The sequence below is a fragment of the Prosthecodimorpha hirschii genome (assembly GCF_001305515.1).
Taxonomy (GTDB): Bacteria; Pseudomonadota; Alphaproteobacteria; order Rhizobiales; family Ancalomicrobiaceae; genus Prosthecodimorpha; species Prosthecodimorpha hirschii.
In genome coordinates, this window is the sequence record NZ_LJYW01000001.1 from 1,625,599 (window position 1) to 1,641,773 (window position 16,175).

Genomic DNA, 16,175 nt, shown 5'->3' on the forward strand with positions numbered 1-16,175 from the left:
AAAATGAGTTCTCATTGAAACATGATAGCCAATCTCTATCATGCTCCCATGCGCTACTCGTTCGGACAGGCAGAGGCCTTCTATTGGGTCGCCAGGCTCGGCGGCTTCCGCGCCGCGGCCCAGCATCTCAATCTGTCGCAACCGACCGTCAGCCTGCGCGTGAAGGAACTTGAGCGGACCCTGGGCGGCGACCTGTTCGACCGGTCCGGCTATCGGCCGGTCCGGACCGCGCTCGGTGCGGCGATCTATACCGATGTGGAGCGGCTTCTGATCCACGCCGAGCATGTCCAGCGCCGCTCCAAGGGCGCGCTGCCGGATCTGGGGCCCCTCAGGATCGGCGCCGCCGACAGTTTCGCGGCCCGCATCCTGCCCGACCTCCTCGCCGCGCTGGCGCTACGCCATCCGGAGCTCCAGGTCGACGTGACCGTCGACTTCAGCACGCGGCTGGAGCAATTGCTGCTCGACCGGGCGATCGACATCGCCTTCCTGTCGCAGCCGCGCGTGCACGAGCGCATCACGATCGCGCCGCTCTGGCCGATCGACCTCGTCTGGGTGATCGGCGAGCGCATGAAGTTCGACGGCGAGACCGCGACCCCGGAAAGCCTGGTCGGCCTGCCGATCTTCACCAACGGGCCGCCCTCCGGCCTGTTCACCACCATCCACCTGTGGTTCGCCGCCCATGGCCTCAGGCCGCAGCGGCTGAACACCTGCAACCCGCTGACCGTGATCGCGCGCCTCGCCAGCGCCGGCACCGGCGCCGCGCTTCTCCCGCGCGAGATGATCGAACTCTCCGGCCCGGACCTGTCGCTGCGCGTGCTGGAGGCCGACCCGCCGATCCCCGCCCACCATCTCTGCGCCATCTGGTGGGACGGCGAGGCCTCGACCGAATACGCCTACCTGTCCCGCCTCGCCCAGGAGATCGCCGCTCAGCCTTGAGGGCCTTGGGCGCGATCCCGAAAATCGTTGTGCTCCGTGGGTTCGAAGGTCTTACCAGCTTCGAAGAAAAAGGCTCAGAAAGTGGGGATATGGGCAGCAGGGCAACAGGCGGCCGATCGGTGGGACGGCCGACGCTTTCCCAGCCAGGCGATGGATGCTCGGTCGGCGCGACGGGAGCCGCTCATCCCGCTGGCCACGCCCGGTTCAGGCCCGCTCCTCCGTCAGCACGCTTTTGCGTCAGGCTCTCAGACTCCCGGATTTTGCCCAATAGATGCCGTATAGTCCGTGTCCGTGACACTGATTGTGCCAGCAACGAATGGCGCGGAGACACTACACGTCACGCATTCAATGAATGAAATAGCATGTCAACGGAAATTGCAATGATAATACTGAAATTATTATCTTTATTTAACTTCGTATATGTCCGTATATATAGTAATTCGACCACGAGTACCTTTTGCAAACCAAAAATATGCGCTCATATAAATATAAGTAACACATGAATTCTCTTCCCGATCTATATTCATATGGTATACTACATCCATTGATCTTCTTATAATTCTCTTGTCTATCCAAAGATCATAATCTTTAGGCGGATTCGGTTCATCCGGAACTCCAAGTAATTTATGAACCTCTGCTCTCTGCATGACGCATGGTTGATTTTCGCGATCTCTCATGCGCACCAGGGACATGACATGAGACCATCGATCCGGGATCAAGCCATCGTAGACGATGATTGAAAGCGCCCCCAATGTCCCAAGCCCGATGACAATCGCGATTGCAGCAAGGCGTTTCATAGCGGACCTCACTTGGTCTGAACGAACGTCGGTTCGCTTTACACCGGTGCCCCATCGTCGAATGCTCGAAAGGATCTGGGCCCGCTGGTTTGAGTGCTTCCGTTTTTCTCCACCCGACACCAAGGCGAAAGGCACGCCACCAGGATTAGTGCAGTCCCATGTGGGCGGCGAGCGGATCGTCGCGCGAATTGTCGCCCGGATGCTGAGGACCGAACTTTTCCAACGGCGATTGCTTTTCCATACCTTCAACCAATCGAATAGATGAAAATCCCGACACACCTCTTGTAAAGCAGACGTGGCAGGACGAGCAAGGCGATTGGTCCTGCAACTGACCATGGCGATATCCGCGGCCAGCCGCTCGCCCCTCCGTCCCAGGCTTGCCGATCACGCCCCCGAATTGTCGCCCGGCCAGCCGGTGAAGATGGCCGGGCCGCGCTTGGCGATCTGGCCGCCGATGATCAGGCGCTGGATTTCGGAGGTGCCCTCCCAGATGCGGTCGACGCGGACGTCGCGGTTCAGGCGTTCGACCGGGTTCTCGCGCATGTAGCCGCGGCCGCCGAGGATCTGGACGGCCTTGTCGGTGACGCGGCCGGCCATCTCGGAGGCCTGCAGCTTGATGGCGCTGGCATGGGCGTGGGTGATCTTGCGGTCGATGCCGTGGTCGATGCCCCAGGCGACGCGGTAGACGAGGCTCTTGGTGGCCATGATCTCCACCGCCATGTCGGCGAGCATGAAGTCGATCGCCTGATGCTGGCGGATCGGCTTGCCGAAGGCGACGCGCCGGTTGGCCCAGCGGCTGGCCTCCTCGAAGGCCCGGGTCGCCGCGCCGATGCAGTTGGCGGCGATCTGCAGGCGGGCCTCGACGAACCATTCCTTGGTCAGGTCGAGCCCCTGCCCGATGCCGCCGAGGATGCGCTCCGCGCCGACCTCGACGCCCTCGAAGCGGAATTCCGGATGGCCGAACACATAGGTGTGGGTGAATTTCGGCTCGCGCTGGATGGTCAGGCCGGGCGTGTCCTTGTCGACTAGGAACAGGGTCGGCTTGTCCGGATCGCCGTCGACCAGGGCATGCACGATGACGTAATCGGCCTCGTCGCCGGTGGTGACGAACCATTTCTCGCCGTAAAGCCGGAAGCGGTCGCCGTGCCGCTCGGCGCGGGTGACGATGCGGCCGGTATCGGAGCCGGCATCGGGCTCGGTGATGGCGACGCAGGCGCGCCGGCGGCCGAGGCAGCTCGGCGTCAGGAAGTCGCGGATCTGGTCGGGCGAGCCGTCGCGCAGCGGCAGGGCCGGATGCCAGACGACCGCCCAGAGCGCGCCGGTCGCCCGACCCAGTTCCTCGTTGATCAGGGTCTGCTCCATCTGGGTGCAGCCCTGGCCGCCGACCGCGCGCGTGTGGTTGATGCCGTTGAGGCCGCTTTCGACCACGGCCGCGCGCAGCCGGTCCTTGGTGGCGCGCGGCAGGCTGCCGGTCAGTTCGAGCTCCAGTTCGTTCGGGAACAGCCAGGTCTCGGCGAAGGCGCGCGCCTTCTCCTTCCAGGCGAGTTCGGCGGCGCTGAGCGACAGGTCCATCAGTGACCTCCTGAGGCGGGAATGACGAGCCCGTCGACCGCCACGATGCCGGCGCCGCAGACGAGCGGGTTCACGTCCATTTCGGCGACGAGACCGTCGGTCTCAAGCGCAAGCACCGAGAAGCGGGCGAGGAGGATGGCGAGGTGGTCCAGGTCGACCGCCGGCCCGCCGCGAAAGCCGTCGAGCAGCCGGCGGATGGCGAGCCGGTCGAGCAGGCGCCGCGCCGTCGCCGGGCCGAAGGGCGCCAGCGCCGCCTGCCGGTCGGCGAGAAGCTCGATCAGCACGCCGCCGGCGCCGACCGTGACGATCGGGCCGAATTGCGGATCGCGCACCAGCCCGAGGCTGACCTCGACGCCGGGCGGGATCATGCGCGCGACCGTCGCGCGGGGCCCGAGCCGCGTGGCGAGATCGGTCCAGGCGGCGCTGACCGCCGCCTCGTCCTTCAGGCCGAGCTTGACGCCGCCGGCGTCGGACTTGTGCAGGATACCCTCGACCGCGGTCTTGAGCACGACCGGGTAGCCGATCCGCGCCGCCGCCGCGACCGCCTCGGCCTCCGAGGCGACGACGGCATTCTCGGCGACCGGGATGCCGTAGAGGGCGAGGATGTCGAGCGCGGCGCTTTCGTCCGTGCTGACGGCGAGCCGGGCGCTGACCCGGTCGCGGCGATCGGCCGGCGTGCCGTCGAGCACCGGCGCGGGATCGGCCGGGCGGGCGAGGAAATCCCGGTGGGCGAGCGCGCCGCGCACGGCGGCGAGCGCGTTGAGGGTGCCGTCGAGCACCGGCACGCCGGCCTCGGCGAGGCGCAGCGACAGGTCGCGATGGTTGACCTGGGTATAGTTGGTGACGAAGGCGACCGGCTTCGTCGTCTTGGCGGCCGCCGCCATGGCGGCCGCGGCGAAGCCCTCGCTCAGATAGTAGTTGTCGCGGATGTCGGCGCAGAAGACGCCGAGCGCGGCCTGCGGGTCGTCCATCAGCGCCGTCAGGCAGGCCTCGAACTGCGGCACGAAATCGGCGCCGGTGCCCCAGGCATCGAGCGGATTGGCGGCCTCCAGCCCCGGATCGAGCCGGGCCGCAATCGCCGCCTTGGTGGCGGGGGCGATCTCCGCGAAGGCGACGCCGGCGCGGTCGGCGAGATCGATGATCAGTTCGCGTTCGCCGCCGGAATCGTGGATCGAGACCAGCTTGCCCGCAGCCGCGCGCCGGCCGGTCGACATGAGCATGAGGGTGCAGGCGAGTTCGTCGAGCGTCTCGACCCGGATGGCGCCGTGGCGGTCGAACAGGGCCTGATAGCCGGTATCGTTGCCGGCGAGCGCGCCGGTATGGGTCAGCGCGGCCGCGGCCGCCGCCTCGGTGCGGCCGGCCTTCAGCACGACGACCGGGACGTTGCGGTCCGCCGCCTTGGCGAGCGCCGCGGCGAAACCGTCCGGATCGCGCGCCGTCTCCATGAACAGGCCGATGACCTTCACCTCCGGGCGCGACAGGCAATAGTCCATGTAGTCGGCGATGCCGGTGACCAGTTCCTGGCCGGGCGAGATGGCGAGCGCGTAGCTGAGGCGCGGGTCGTTGTGGGCCAGCGCGCCGAACACGCTGCCGGAATGGGCGATGAAGGCGATGCCGCCCGGCCGCCGCTCGCGCGGGCTCGGGAAGCCGCAGATCCAGGTCGCGTCGAGATCGTTGTAGTAGCCCATACAGTTGCCGCCGCAGATCGGCATGCCGGCCTCGCGCGCCATGGCGGCGAGACGCGCGGCGAGCGGCGGGTCGCGGTCGGCCTCGAGATAGCCGGAGGCGAAGATCACCGCCGAACGGGCGCCGACCGCGATCGCCTCGGCGAGCGTCGCCTCGAGCCGGTCGTTGCGCACCGACAGGACGGCGAGGTCGGGCGCCGCGGGCAGGTCGGCGAGCGTCGGCACGCAGGCGAAGCCCTCGATCTCGCGATAGTTGGGATTGACGCCCCAGACGGTGCCGGCAAAGCCGCCGCGCCGGTTGGTGCGCAGCATGTCGTGGCCGGGCGTGTTGGGCCGGCCGCTCGCGCCCACGTAGGCGATCGAGCGCGGCGCCAGAAGCGGCGTCAGTCGATGGTCGGTCATGGCGGGTCCGGGGGATACGGGGACGGGGCATTGGTCTCGCGGGAACCGTCTTGCGACGGCCCCCGCGAGAGTGCGGGCCGGAGGCACCGGCGGCGCGGGCTGCCGGCCGGAGCCCTCCGGCCCATGCGAGGAAGAGCCGGAGCCTTCCGGCCCATGCGAGGAACGACCTGATCGTCGCCGCAGGGGATTCTTGCTTGCTTGCCGATCGGACCGGCCCGCCGATCAGCCGCCGAGCTGGAAGCGGTTCCAGTCGGCCTCGTACTTGGCCGAGTAGGCGGCCGCCTGCTCCTCGTCGAGGATCAACATGTTCTTGGCATTCTCCGGCGCCGTGACCAGCACCTTGCGCTGTGCCTCGCTCGCCTTGGCGGAGGCCGCCCCCAGCGCCGGGCCGTAGGTGCCGGCATCGAGCAGCCGCGACTGCGCCTCTTCCGAGATGGCGTAGTTGATCGCCTCCATGCAGGCCTTCAGATGCGGCGTGCCCTTCAGCACCACCCAGGCATTGCCCCAGGCGATGCCGTCCTCGTAGGTCATCGCGATCGGCGCCTTCTCCTTGATGCCGGCCAGGATGCGGCCGGACCAGGCCGACGACATCGCCAGTTCGCCGCTCGACAGGAGCTGCGGCGGCTGGGCGCCGGCATTCCACCACACCTTCACATGCGGCTTGATCTCGCGCAGCTTGTCGAAGGCCAGCTTGATCTTGTCGTCGGTGACCGGGAACACGTCCTTGCGCGCCACGCCGGCGGCGAGCAGGGCGGCCTCGTAGTTGTAGTAGAACTGCTTGTAGAGGCCGCGCGCGCCCGGGAAGGCCTTCACGTCCCAGAAGTCCTTCCAGCTTTTCGGCCCCTTGTCGGCCGGGAAGGCGTTGGTGTTCCAGGCGATCACGGTGGCGCCGGTCGAGGTGAAGATGCCCTTCGGGGTCACCCAGCCCGGATCGAGCGCCTTGGCGTTGGGGATCAGCGACATGTCGAGCGGTTCGAGCAGGTCCTTGCCCTGGGTGACGAAGCGGCCGCCGACATCGACGATGTCCCATTCCGGCGCGCCGGCTTCGACCATCGACTTGATCTTGGCATAGTTGGTCGGCGAGGCATGGGCGATCTCGATGCCCTTGGCCTTGGCGAAGGGGTCGAGCAGCGCGGTCTTCTCCAGCTCGCTGAGCGCACCGCCCCACGAGCAGAAGGTCAGCGGCCGGCCCTGCGCCGCGGCGCGCCCGGCGAGGAATGCCGGCCCGGCCGCCAGGCCGGCGGCACCGATGGACAGCAATCTGCGTCTCGTCAGCATTTCTACCTCCCGTTCAGGCGGCACCCGCCGCGTTGACCGATCTGGCGGTCGAGACCGCCGGCGGCCAAGCCCCCGGCGATGTCGGCCGCATGCAGCGTCTCCGGCGGCTTTCCGCCGCTCTTCTCGGTTTCGTCCGGCCGAAGCCGGTCTCACGCGCCGGCGGCTCCCGCCGGGTTATCCATCACACCGCCTCCGCAGGCGGCAAGATCGAGACGGCGCCGGCATCCCAGCCGATCGCGATCCGATCGCCGGCCGGCACCTCGCCGGCGAAGCGGCGCGACCAGACCTCGTGGCCGCCGTCGAGCCGCAGCCGCAGGGCGACGATCTCGCCGAGATAGACCCGCTCGATCACGCCCGCCTCGATGCCGCCCGCCGCGGCGCGGATCGCCTCCGGCCGAATGAGCGCCGAGGCGACGGCCCCGACCGCCAGCCCGGCCGCCGCGCGGCCTTCGATCGGCGCAGACAGCCCCGGCACGGCGAGCCGAGCCCTTCCGTCGGCGATCGCCTCGACGCGGCCCTCGATCAGGTTGGATTCGCCCAGGAAGCGGGCCACGAAGGTGTCGACCGGGCGCTCGTAGAGGTCCGCGCCCGATCCGATCTGCACGATCCGCCCGCCGCGCATGACCGCGATCCGGTCGGACATGACCAGCGCCTCCTCCTGGTCGTGCGTCACGTAGATCGAGGTGCGCGGCCGGGCGAGATGCAGGCGGCGGATCTCAAGCTGCACCTCCTTGCGCAGCTGGCGGTCGAGCGCGCCGAGCGGCTCGTCCATCAGCAGGATGGCCGGCTCGATCACCATGGCGCGGGCGAGCGCGACGCGCTGCTGCTGGCCGCCGGACAGCTGCCGGATGGCGCGCCCGCCATAGCCCTCCAGGCGGACGAGGCGCAGGGCCTCGTCGACCCGCCGACTGAGTTCGGCCCGCGGCACGTTGCGCACCTTGAGCCCGTAGGCGACGTTCTCGGCGACCGTCATATGCGGAAAGAGCGCGTAGTTCTGGAACACCATGCCCATGTTGCGCAGGCGCGGCGGCGCCGCGGTCACGTCGCGCCCATCGACGATCAGCCGGCCGGCGCTCGGCTCCAGATAGCCGGCGCAGATGTTGAGCAGCGTCGTCTTGCCGGACCCCGACGGCCCGAGCAGGGTCAGGAACTCGCCCTGCGGGATGTCGAGGTCGGTCGGCAGCAGCGCGCGGACCGGGCCGAAATGGCGGGCGATGCCCTCGAAGCGGACGGTGCTCATGTGGCGGCCCTTTTTGTCATCAGCCGGCTGACCAGGGCAGCGAGCAGGGCGAGCGTCAGCATGATGGTCGCCGCGACGGCGACGAGCGGCGTGTATTCCACCCGGATCTCCTCCCAGATGCGCACCGGCAGGGTCTTCACCGTCGGTCCGGACAGGAAGATCGACAGGACGACCTCGTCGAACGAGGTCACGAAGGCGAAGACCGCGCCGCCGATGACGCCCGGCGCGATCAGCGGCAGCGTCACGGTGCGGAAGATGCGCCAGGGTCCGGCACCGAGCCCGGCCGCGGCCAGGAGCAGGCGCCGGTCGAGCCCGCCGAGCGAGACGCCGACATTGAGCACCACATAGGGCAGCGCCAGCATGGTATGGGCAAGCACCAGGGCGGTCAGGGTTCCGACCAGCCCGGCCGCCCGCGCCATGGCGTAGAGCGCCACCGCGATCACGATCACCGGCGTCACCACCGGCCCCAGGAACAGGGCGCCGAACAAGAGCTTCAGGCGCGGACCGCAGCGGTCGATGCCGAGGGCGGCGGCCGTGCCGGCGAGCGCCGCGACGACCGTCGTCAGGCCGGCGACCTGCAGGCTGGTCACCAGCGTGCGGCGCCAGCTGGCATCGGCCGCGAAGGCCGTCCACCAGCGCAGCGACCAGGCGTCCGGCGGCAGCTTGATGAAGCTCTGCGCGCTGAAGGCGGCCGGCACCACCGCCATGATCGGCAGCACCAGATAGGCCGCCGTCAGGGCGACGAAGCCGTAGAGCCAGACGCGCCCGCTCATCGGTGCGCCTCCGCGATCGCGCGCACCGAGACGAAGCGCCCGGCCAGGCCGACGACGATCAGCGCGGCGACCATGAGGACCATCGAGGCGGCCGCCGCCAGCGGCCAGTCCAGCCGCTCGTTGACGAGGCTGTCGATCAGCATCGACAGGGTCATGCTGGCCGGCCCGCCGAGCAGCGCCGGGGTGATGAAGAAGCCGAGCGCGAGCAGGAAGACGAAGGTCGCCGCGGTCGCGACGCCGCGCATCGAGAGCGGCAGCAGGACCGACAGGAAGGTGCGCAGCCGAGAGGCGCCGAGCCCCTCGCTCGCCCGGATCAGCGCCGGATCGATGCGGAGCACCGCAGCATAGATCGGCAGCACCGCATAGGGCAGCAGCACCTGGACCATGCCGATCAGCACGCCGGTGCGGTTGAAGAGCAGCGACAGGGGTTGGTCGATCAGGCCCGAGCCGACCAGCGCGCGGTTAATCGGCCCGTTGCGCTCCAGGAGCAGCATCCACGAGAAGGTCCTGACCAGGACGCTGATCCAGAGCGGGAACAGGACGCAGGCGAACAGCAGCGTCCGCCAGGCCGGGCCGATCCGGGTCAGCGCGAAGGCGGTCGGATAGGCGATCGCGATCGCCACCACGGTCACGGTCGCGGAGACCACGAAGGTGTTGACGAAGACATGGCGGTAGATCGGGTCGCCGAGGACTTCGAGATAGGTCGCCATCGGGCCGGCCTTGGCCTCGAAGCTCATGGCGAAGAGGCGGACGAGCGGGGCCAGGAAGACGATCGCGACGACCAGCAGGGCCGGCGCCATCAGCGCCGCCGCCGCTCCTTTCGAGGTCCCGCCCGCGCCGCTCATTTGCCGAGATCCTTCAGGATCTCGCGCGCCGCATTGTGGCCGACCACCGCGCCGACGCCGCCGCCCGGATGGGCCGAGGCGCCGCACTGGTAGAGCCCGGCGATCGGGCTGCGATAGTCGGCATAGTGCGGCGCGGGCCGCGACCAGAACAGCTGGTCGATCTGCAGTTCGCCGTGGAAGATGTGGCCGTGCGGCGAGCCGATGATCCGCTCGATGTCGGGCGGGGTCAGCACCTGCATGCCGATGATGCCGTCCGAGAAGCCGGGCGCATGCTCGTCGACCACGCGCAGCGCGTTGCGGACGAACTCGTCCTTGCGCGTCTCCCAGTCGCCCTCGGCGAGCTTATAGGGGGCGTGGCCGCCGAACAGGTGGACGACATGCTTGCCGGGCGGAGCGACGGTCTTGTCGACGAAGCTCGGCGTCACCGGGGTGATGAAGGGATCGGCCGACCAGCGCCCGTACTTGGCGTCGTCATAGGCCTTCTCGAGATATTCGATGGTCGGCCCGATATGGGTGTAGCTCGGATACTCGAAGCCGCAGACGGCGGGATCGAAGGCGGTGTATTGCGGCAGGCGTTCACAGGCGATGTTGATCTTGAAGGCGCCCGAATAGGTCCGGTAGCTCTCGACATCGCGCACGAATTCGGACGGCAGCGCGGATTTCGGCAGGAACTTCAGGAAGGTCAGCTTGGCGGAGACGTTGCTGGCGACGATGCCGGCCTCGTAGCGGGTGCCGTCGGCAAGCGTGACGCCGGTCGCCCTTCCGTTCGCCGTGTCGATCGCCACCACCTCGGCCTCGGTGCGGATCTCCAGCCCCTTCTCGCGCCCAGAAGCCGCGATCGCCTGCGTGATCGTGCCCATGCCGCCGCGCACGAAGCCCCAGCCGCCGGCGCCGGCATGCTCGCCCATGACGTGATGGGTGATCACGTAGGCGGAGCCGGGGCTTTTTGGTCCGGCCAAAGTGCCGATGCCGCAATAGTAGGCCAGGACCGCCTTCACCTCGGAGGACTCGAACCACTCCGACAGATAGTCGTCCGCACTCATCGTGAAGAGGTCGATCAGCCGGAACAGCTTGCCGCCGACCTTGCGGTATTTCCACAGGAACGAGGCCGTCTGCTTGAACGACTTCCAGTCCCGGCAGGTCGGATCCGGCGGCGTGTCGAGCAGGATCTTGCGGACGATGGCGACCGATTCCATCAGATATTTGTCGAATTCCGGATAGATCTCCGCATCCTTGCGGGAGAAGCGCGCGAAGCTCTTCTGCGTCTTCTCCATCGAATCGCTGAACAGGATGTGGTTGCCGCCCGGTAGAGGCCCGAACATGTCGGAGGCCGGCAGCACCTCGAAGCCGAAGCGCCGGAGCTCCAGATCGGCGATGACCTTCGGATGCAGCAGGCTCATCAGGTAGCTGAAGACCGAGAACTTGAAGCCCGGGATGATCTCCTCGGTCACCGCGGCGCCGCCGATGACCGGGCGTCGTTCGAGCACCAGCGTCTTCAGCCCGGCGCGGGCGAGGTAGCTGGCGCAGGTCAGTCCGTTGTGTCCCGCGCCGATCACGATCGCGTCGTAGCGTGCCGCCATGTGAGACCGCTCCCTGTCCGGTTTACAAATTAAGGGCTTCCCCCTACTATTTTTGTCAAGCTAAAAAAATGCGGTCATATTTTTAGTGAGAGAAAATTATGGAAGTCCCCAGACTGCGCCGTGCGGGCCGTCCCGCGCCGACCGAATCGCTGCCCGAGGCCGCCCCGGCGGATCCGTCCGAACGGCGGATCGGCGGCGAGATCCGGACGCTCCGGAAGGCGCGCGGCTATACGCTGGCGGTGCTGGCGGAGAAGTGCGGCGTCTCCGTCGGCTATCTGAGCCTCATCGAACGGGACATGTCGACGCCGTCGATCAACACCCTGCATGCGATCAGCCGTGCGCTCGGGGTCACCATCAGCTGGTTCTTCGATGCCGGCGAGGTCCCGGCGGAGGAACGCGACCTGGTCGTGCGCCGCAACCGCCGCCGCCGGCTCGACTACTCGGCCGGCATCGTCGACGAACTGCTGAGCCCCTCGCTGGCCGGGCAGTTGGAACTGCTGGCCAGCCGCTTCCCGCCCGGCTCGTCGTCCGGCGATGCGCCCTATTCGCATACCGGCGAGGAGGCCGGCGTGGTCCTGCGCGGCTCGCTCGAACTGTGGATCGACGGCAAGATCTTCCTGCTCGAAGCCGGCGACAGCTTCGGCTTTCCGAGCCACCTGCCCCACCGCTACCGCAACCCCGGCAACGAGGAGGCGGAGGTGATCTGGGCCATCACGCCGCCGAGCTACTGAAAGGCGCATGACCGCCATGGCGAACCCGATTCCGGCCCGAAACGTCTGGGAAGAGACGGCCGTCCCGGCGCCGCCGCTGGCGCCGCTCGTCAATGACGGGGTCGCCGAAGTCCTGGTCGTCGGCGGCGGCTATCTCGGCCTGACCGCGGCGCTGCACCTCGCCGAGGCCGGCACCGACGCGATCCTGCTCGATGCCGAGGCGCCGGGCTGGGGCGCCTCCGGGCGCAATGGCGGGCAGATCATCCCGGGCCTGAAATACGATCCGGGCGAGCTGGAGGCGATGTTCGGCCCCGAGGTCGGCGCGCGCATCGGGCGTTTCGCCGGGGCGACCGCCGACGCCGTGTTCGGGCTGGTCGAACGCCATGGCCTCGCCTGCGAGGCCCGGCGCACGGCCTGGGTCCAGGCGCTCCATGCCGAGGCCGCGCTCGAACGGGCCCGGCGCCGCGCCGACGACTGGCAGCGGCGCGGTGCCCCGGTCGAACTCCTCGACCGCGCCGGCGTCGCCGCGATCGCCGGGACCGACATCTATCGCGGCGCCTTCGTCGACCGGCGCGCCGGGGCGCTGCAGCCGCTCTCCTATGCCCGCGAACTGGCCCGCGTCGCGCTCGCCCACGGCGCGCGGCTCCATGCCGGCCAGCGCGTCACCGCCCTGGAGCGGCAGGGCCTCGGCTGGACGGCGACGACCGCTCAAGGCCGCCGCATCCGCGCACAGCGCGTGATCGTCGCCACCAATGCCTATTCGGACCGCCTGGTGCCGGGCCTCGCGCCGTCGGTGGTCGCCGCCAACTCGCTGCAGATCGCGACGGCGCCGATCCCGCCCGCCCTGCGCCCGACGCTGCTGCCGGGCGGCGAGGTGCTGTCCGATACCCGCCGCATCATCCGCTACTGGCGGCTCGACGGCGAAGGCCGGCTGCTGCTCGGCGGCCGCGGTCCCTATCGCGAGCCGGGGCCGGAGGCCGACTGGGCGCATATCGTGCGCGACCTGCGCAAGCTCTTTCCGGCGCTCGCCGGCATCCCGGTTACCCACCGCTGGGGCGGCCGGGTCGCGATCCATCCCGACTACATGCCGCGCCTGCACCGGCCGGAACCGGGGCTGACGGTCGCGATCGGCTGCCAGGGCCGCGGCATCGGCCTGCAGACCGCCATGGGCATCGAACTCGCCCGGCTCGACCGCGATCCGCGCGCCGAGCCGATCCTGCCGGTGACGCCGATCCGGCCGATCCCGTTCCACGCCTTCAAGGCGCTGGGCGTCACCGCCACCATCACGCTCTATCGCGCGCTCGATCGCCTCGGCATCGGGTGATCCATCCCGGGAGGAAGACCCTTGACCTATGAGACCATCGAGGTCGACATCCGCGGCCGCATCGCCGTCCTGACCTTCAACCGTCCGAAGGTGCTCAATGCCTTCGACGGCGTCCTGGTCGACGAGACCATGGGGGCGCTGAAGGCGCTCGGCGCCGACGACCGCATCCTGGCGATCGTGGTGCGCGGCAGCGGCCGCGCCTTCTCGGCCGGCTTCGACCTGAAGGCCGGCGCGGCCACCGCGGGCAGCCGCACCCTGCCGCACTGGCGGCGGATGCTGGAGGCCGATTTCGACTTCATCATGGGCTTCTGGGACTGCCCGAAGCCGACCATCGCGGCCGTGCACGGCTACTGCATCGGCGGCGCCTTCGAGCTGTCGCTCGCCTGCGACGTGACCGTCGCGGCCGCCTCGACGCGCTTCGGCGCCCCGGAGGTCAAGTTCGGCTCCGGCGCCGTCGCGCTTCTGCTGCCCTGGATCGCCGGCCCGAAGGCCGCCAAGGAATTGCTGCTGACCGGCGACGACCGGCTCGACGCCGCCCGCGCCCTGGCGCTCGGCATCGTCAATCACGTCGTCCCCGACGGCGAGGAATTCGATCGGGCGATCGCCATCGCCGAGAGCATGGCGTCGGCGGCCCCGGCGGCGGTGCGGCTGACCAAGCTCGCCATCAACCGCAGCTTCGATGCCATGGGGCTGCGCGCCGCGCTCGCCTCGGCACTGGAACTGGACATCTATATCGAGGGCTCGGGCGGCCCCGAACGCGCCGAGTTCGACCGCATCCGCCGCGAGCAGGGCCTCAAGGCCGCGCTGGAATGGCGCGACGCGCGCGCGGCCTCCTGAGCGCAGACAAGGCAAAGCCCGGCCGGCACCCGGAGATCGGGCACCGGCCGGGCGATGACGGCATCGCAGGATGATGCCCTCACGCGATCATCGGATCGCGTGAGGGCTCCTTCGTCAGCGCCGTCAGACGGCTTCCGGCGTCAGGTCCGGCAGCACCGCCTCGATCCGGGTGCGCTGGCGCTCCAGCCCGGCCGGCAGCTTCAGGGCGGTGCCGAGCGCATCGACCGGTTCGTCGACGGCGAAGCCGGGCTGATCGGTCGCGATCTCGAACAGCACGCCGCCGGGCTCGCGGAAATAGACCGAGCGGAAGTAGTTGCGGTCGCGCTGCTCGGTGGTGCGGATGCCGTGGTTCTCGGCGAGCCGCGCCACCATCGCCTCCTGCTCGGCATCGTCCGCCGCCCGGAAGGCGACGTGATGCACCGAGCCGCCACCCGGCCGGGCCGGCAGGAACCCGCCGACGGCCTTCAGGTCGACGATGCCGCCCTGCACGGCCCCGGGCGCGATGGTGCGCGTCAGGTTGCCCTCCTGGCCGCCGGCCTCGAAGCCGAGCACGTCGGTCAGGATGGCGGCGGTCGGCTCGCTGCGATCGAGCAGCAGCGTCACGCCGTGAAAGCCGCGCAGGGCGTGTTCAGCCGGCACCTCGGACCCGTCCCAGGCCGGTTCAGCCTCCGCACCCGGCACCGCGACGAGCGCCAGGCGCATGCCGTCGGGATCGCGGAACGGCAGCACCGTCTCGCCGAAGCGCTTCTCCGGCGCCTCGTGCGGCACGCCGGCCTCGATGAAGCGCTGCGTCCACCAGCCGAGCGAACGCGCCGGGATGCGGTAGGCGGTCTCCTGGGTCTCGCCGAGGCCGAGCCGGCCCGGCGCCACATTGGCCCAGGGGAAGAAGGTCAGGATCGTGCCGGGCCGGCCGACCGTGTCGCCGAAATAGAAGTGATAGGTGCCGGGATCGTCGAAATTGACGGTCTTCTTGACCAGCCGCTGGCCGAGCACGCGGGTGTAGAAATCGAGATTGCGACGCGCCGGGCCGGCGATGGCGGTGACGTGATGGATGCCGTGTGTCATGGCGGAACCTCCTTGCCCCGGCCAGAACCGGGGGCCTTGATGGCTCCACAGATAGGCATCCCGAGCCCTCGGCGCATGCGCTTTCGATTGCACGGATGCAATGATATGATCGCCTCTCGGCAATCCATATTGCACCACGGAAACCACGGGAGTGCGATCGTGCCGGACGCCGCCAAGTCTCTCGCCTGGGACGATTTCCGCGTGATCAAGGCGATCGCCGAGGCGCGTGCCCTGCCGGCCGCGGCGGCGAGCCTCGGCATCGACCATTCCACGGTGTTCCGCCGGCTGAACCAGATCGAACGGGTGCTCGGCCTGCGCCTGTTCGATCGCATCCGCACCGGCTACGCGGTGACGGCCGCCGGCGAGGAGGTGGTCGGGCTCGCCCTGCGCATGGACGAGGAGATCACGGCCCTGACCCGCCGGATCGCCGGCCGCGCGCCGGATCCGAGCGGCGAGTTGCGCGTCACCACCAACGATTCCCTGCTGATCCATCTGCTGACGCCGCTTCTCGCCGTGTTCCGGCGGCGCTATCCGCGCATCCGGCTCGACATCGTCATCGGCAACCGGGCGCTCGATCTGTCCCGGCGCGATTCCGACATCGCCATCCGGGCGACCGACCGTCCGCCGGAGACGCTGGTCGGCCGGCGGATCGCGCGGATCGCCTGGGCGCTCTACGGCCGCGCCCAGGATTTCCCCGATCCCGGACCGGTCGAGGCGGCGCGGCTCGCGGACCGCGACTGGGTCGCGCTCGGCGACGCGCTCGGCGCCATCGCGGCGGTCCGCCATGCCCGCGAGCAGGTGGCGCCGGAGCGGCTCGCCTGCCGGATCGACACCGTGCTCGGCCTCGCCGAGGCGGTCGAGGCCGGGCTCGGCATCGGCCACCTGCCCTGCTTCGTCGGCGACCTGCGCCCCGGTCTCCGCCGCCTCGGCCCGACGATCGAGGCCTTCGCTACCGACCTCTGGCTTCTGACCCATCCCGACCTGCGCCATGCCGCCCGCATCCGCGCCTTTCTGGAGGTCATGGGCGCCGAGTTGACCCGCTGCCGTCCCCTGCTGGAAGGCCGCACCGCCGCGGACGACATGGCGGTCGAGGCCGCGCCGGCCTGACCGGGCGCCGCCCCACCCGGGGGC

Annotated in this window: 14 protein-coding genes; 5 read left to right on the forward strand and 9 right to left on the reverse strand. The window is 69.2% G+C overall.

Going from position 1 to position 16,175, the window contains the following annotated elements; translation table 11 throughout:
• Positions 1-21 precede the first annotated feature (21 nt).
• Positions 22-936 carry a LysR family transcriptional regulator gene (locus ABB55_RS07020; RefSeq protein WP_083463423.1) on the forward strand — a complete coding sequence of 305 codons (915 nt, stop codon included), beginning with the start codon at positions 22-24 and terminating at the stop codon, positions 934-936.
• A 404-nt stretch (positions 937-1,340) separates the two neighbouring features.
• Here the strand turns inward: ABB55_RS07020 and ABB55_RS29595 are convergent, their stop codons facing one another.
• From ABB55_RS29595 to ABB55_RS07055, 8 genes are all read right to left on the reverse strand, one after another.
• Complete coding sequence (locus ABB55_RS29595; protein ID WP_152981953.1) at positions 1,341-1,733, reverse strand: hypothetical protein; 393 nt, start codon at positions 1,731-1,733, stop codon at positions 1,341-1,343.
• A gap of 384 nt (positions 1,734-2,117) precedes the next feature.
• Positions 2,118-3,305 (reverse strand): acyl-CoA dehydrogenase family protein, encoded by a 1,188-nt coding sequence (locus ABB55_RS07025; protein ID WP_054358174.1) that lies wholly within the window; start codon positions 3,303-3,305, stop codon positions 2,118-2,120.
• Positions 3,305-5,392: an acetate--CoA ligase family protein gene (locus tag ABB55_RS07030; RefSeq protein ID WP_054358175.1), complete on the reverse strand. Its 2,088-nt coding sequence runs from the start codon at positions 5,390-5,392 to the stop codon at positions 3,305-3,307. The genes ABB55_RS07025 and ABB55_RS07030 overlap by 1 nt, the downstream gene beginning before the upstream one ends.
• A 222-nt stretch (positions 5,393-5,614) precedes the next feature.
• Positions 5,615-6,670 (reverse strand): ABC transporter substrate-binding protein, encoded by a 1,056-nt coding sequence (locus ABB55_RS07035; RefSeq protein WP_054358176.1) that lies wholly within the window; start codon positions 6,668-6,670, stop codon positions 5,615-5,617.
• Positions 6,671-6,851: 181 nt separating this feature from the next.
• On the reverse strand, positions 6,852-7,910 hold the full coding sequence (locus ABB55_RS07040) for an ABC transporter ATP-binding protein (RefSeq protein ID WP_054358177.1): 1,059 nt from the start codon (positions 7,908-7,910) through the stop codon (positions 6,852-6,854).
• A complete protein-coding gene (locus tag ABB55_RS07045; protein ID WP_054358178.1) occupies positions 7,907-8,683 on the reverse strand; it encodes an ABC transporter permease in 777 nt (258 codons plus the stop codon). The genes ABB55_RS07040 and ABB55_RS07045 overlap by 4 nt, the downstream gene beginning before the upstream one ends.
• Entirely contained in the window at positions 8,680-9,528 is an 849-nt protein-coding gene (locus ABB55_RS07050; protein WP_054358179.1) for an ABC transporter permease, read from the reverse strand. The genes ABB55_RS07045 and ABB55_RS07050 overlap by 4 nt, the downstream gene beginning before the upstream one ends.
• Positions 9,525-11,108: a phytoene desaturase family protein gene (locus ABB55_RS07055; RefSeq protein WP_054358180.1), complete on the reverse strand. Its 1,584-nt coding sequence runs from the start codon at positions 11,106-11,108 to the stop codon at positions 9,525-9,527. Before ABB55_RS07055 ends, ABB55_RS07050 begins: the two co-directional genes overlap by 4 nt.
• 98 nt (positions 11,109-11,206) lie before the next feature.
• Here ABB55_RS07055 and ABB55_RS07060 point away from each other — a divergent pair, with 98 nt between their 5' ends.
• The 3 genes from ABB55_RS07060 to ABB55_RS07070 are packed head-to-tail and all read left to right on the forward strand — an operon-like array spanning position 11,207 to position 13,979.
• Positions 11,207-11,839 (forward strand): helix-turn-helix domain-containing protein, encoded by a 633-nt coding sequence (locus tag ABB55_RS07060; RefSeq protein ID WP_054358181.1) that lies wholly within the window; start codon positions 11,207-11,209, stop codon positions 11,837-11,839.
• A gap of 7 nt (positions 11,840-11,846) precedes the next feature.
• Complete coding sequence (locus ABB55_RS07065; RefSeq protein WP_244471986.1) at positions 11,847-13,142, forward strand: NAD(P)/FAD-dependent oxidoreductase; 1,296 nt, start codon at positions 11,847-11,849, stop codon at positions 13,140-13,142.
• A gap of 21 nt (positions 13,143-13,163) precedes the next feature.
• A complete protein-coding gene (locus ABB55_RS07070; RefSeq protein ID WP_054358182.1) occupies positions 13,164-13,979 on the forward strand; it encodes an enoyl-CoA hydratase/isomerase family protein in 816 nt (271 codons plus the stop codon).
• Between the two features lie 123 nt (positions 13,980-14,102).
• On the opposite strand, the gene ABB55_RS07075 is transcribed toward ABB55_RS07070, so the two are convergent.
• Positions 14,103-15,044, reverse strand: coding sequence for a ring-cleaving dioxygenase (locus ABB55_RS07075; RefSeq protein WP_054358183.1), 942 nt, complete (start codon positions 15,042-15,044; stop codon positions 14,103-14,105).
• Positions 15,045-15,203: 159 nt separating this feature from the next.
• Between ABB55_RS07075 and ABB55_RS07080 the strand changes: the two genes are divergently transcribed.
• Positions 15,204-16,151, forward strand: a complete 948-nt coding sequence (locus ABB55_RS07080) for a LysR family transcriptional regulator (protein ID WP_054358184.1) — start codon at positions 15,204-15,206, stop codon at positions 16,149-16,151.
• The last annotated feature ends 24 nt before the right edge of the window (positions 16,152-16,175 follow it).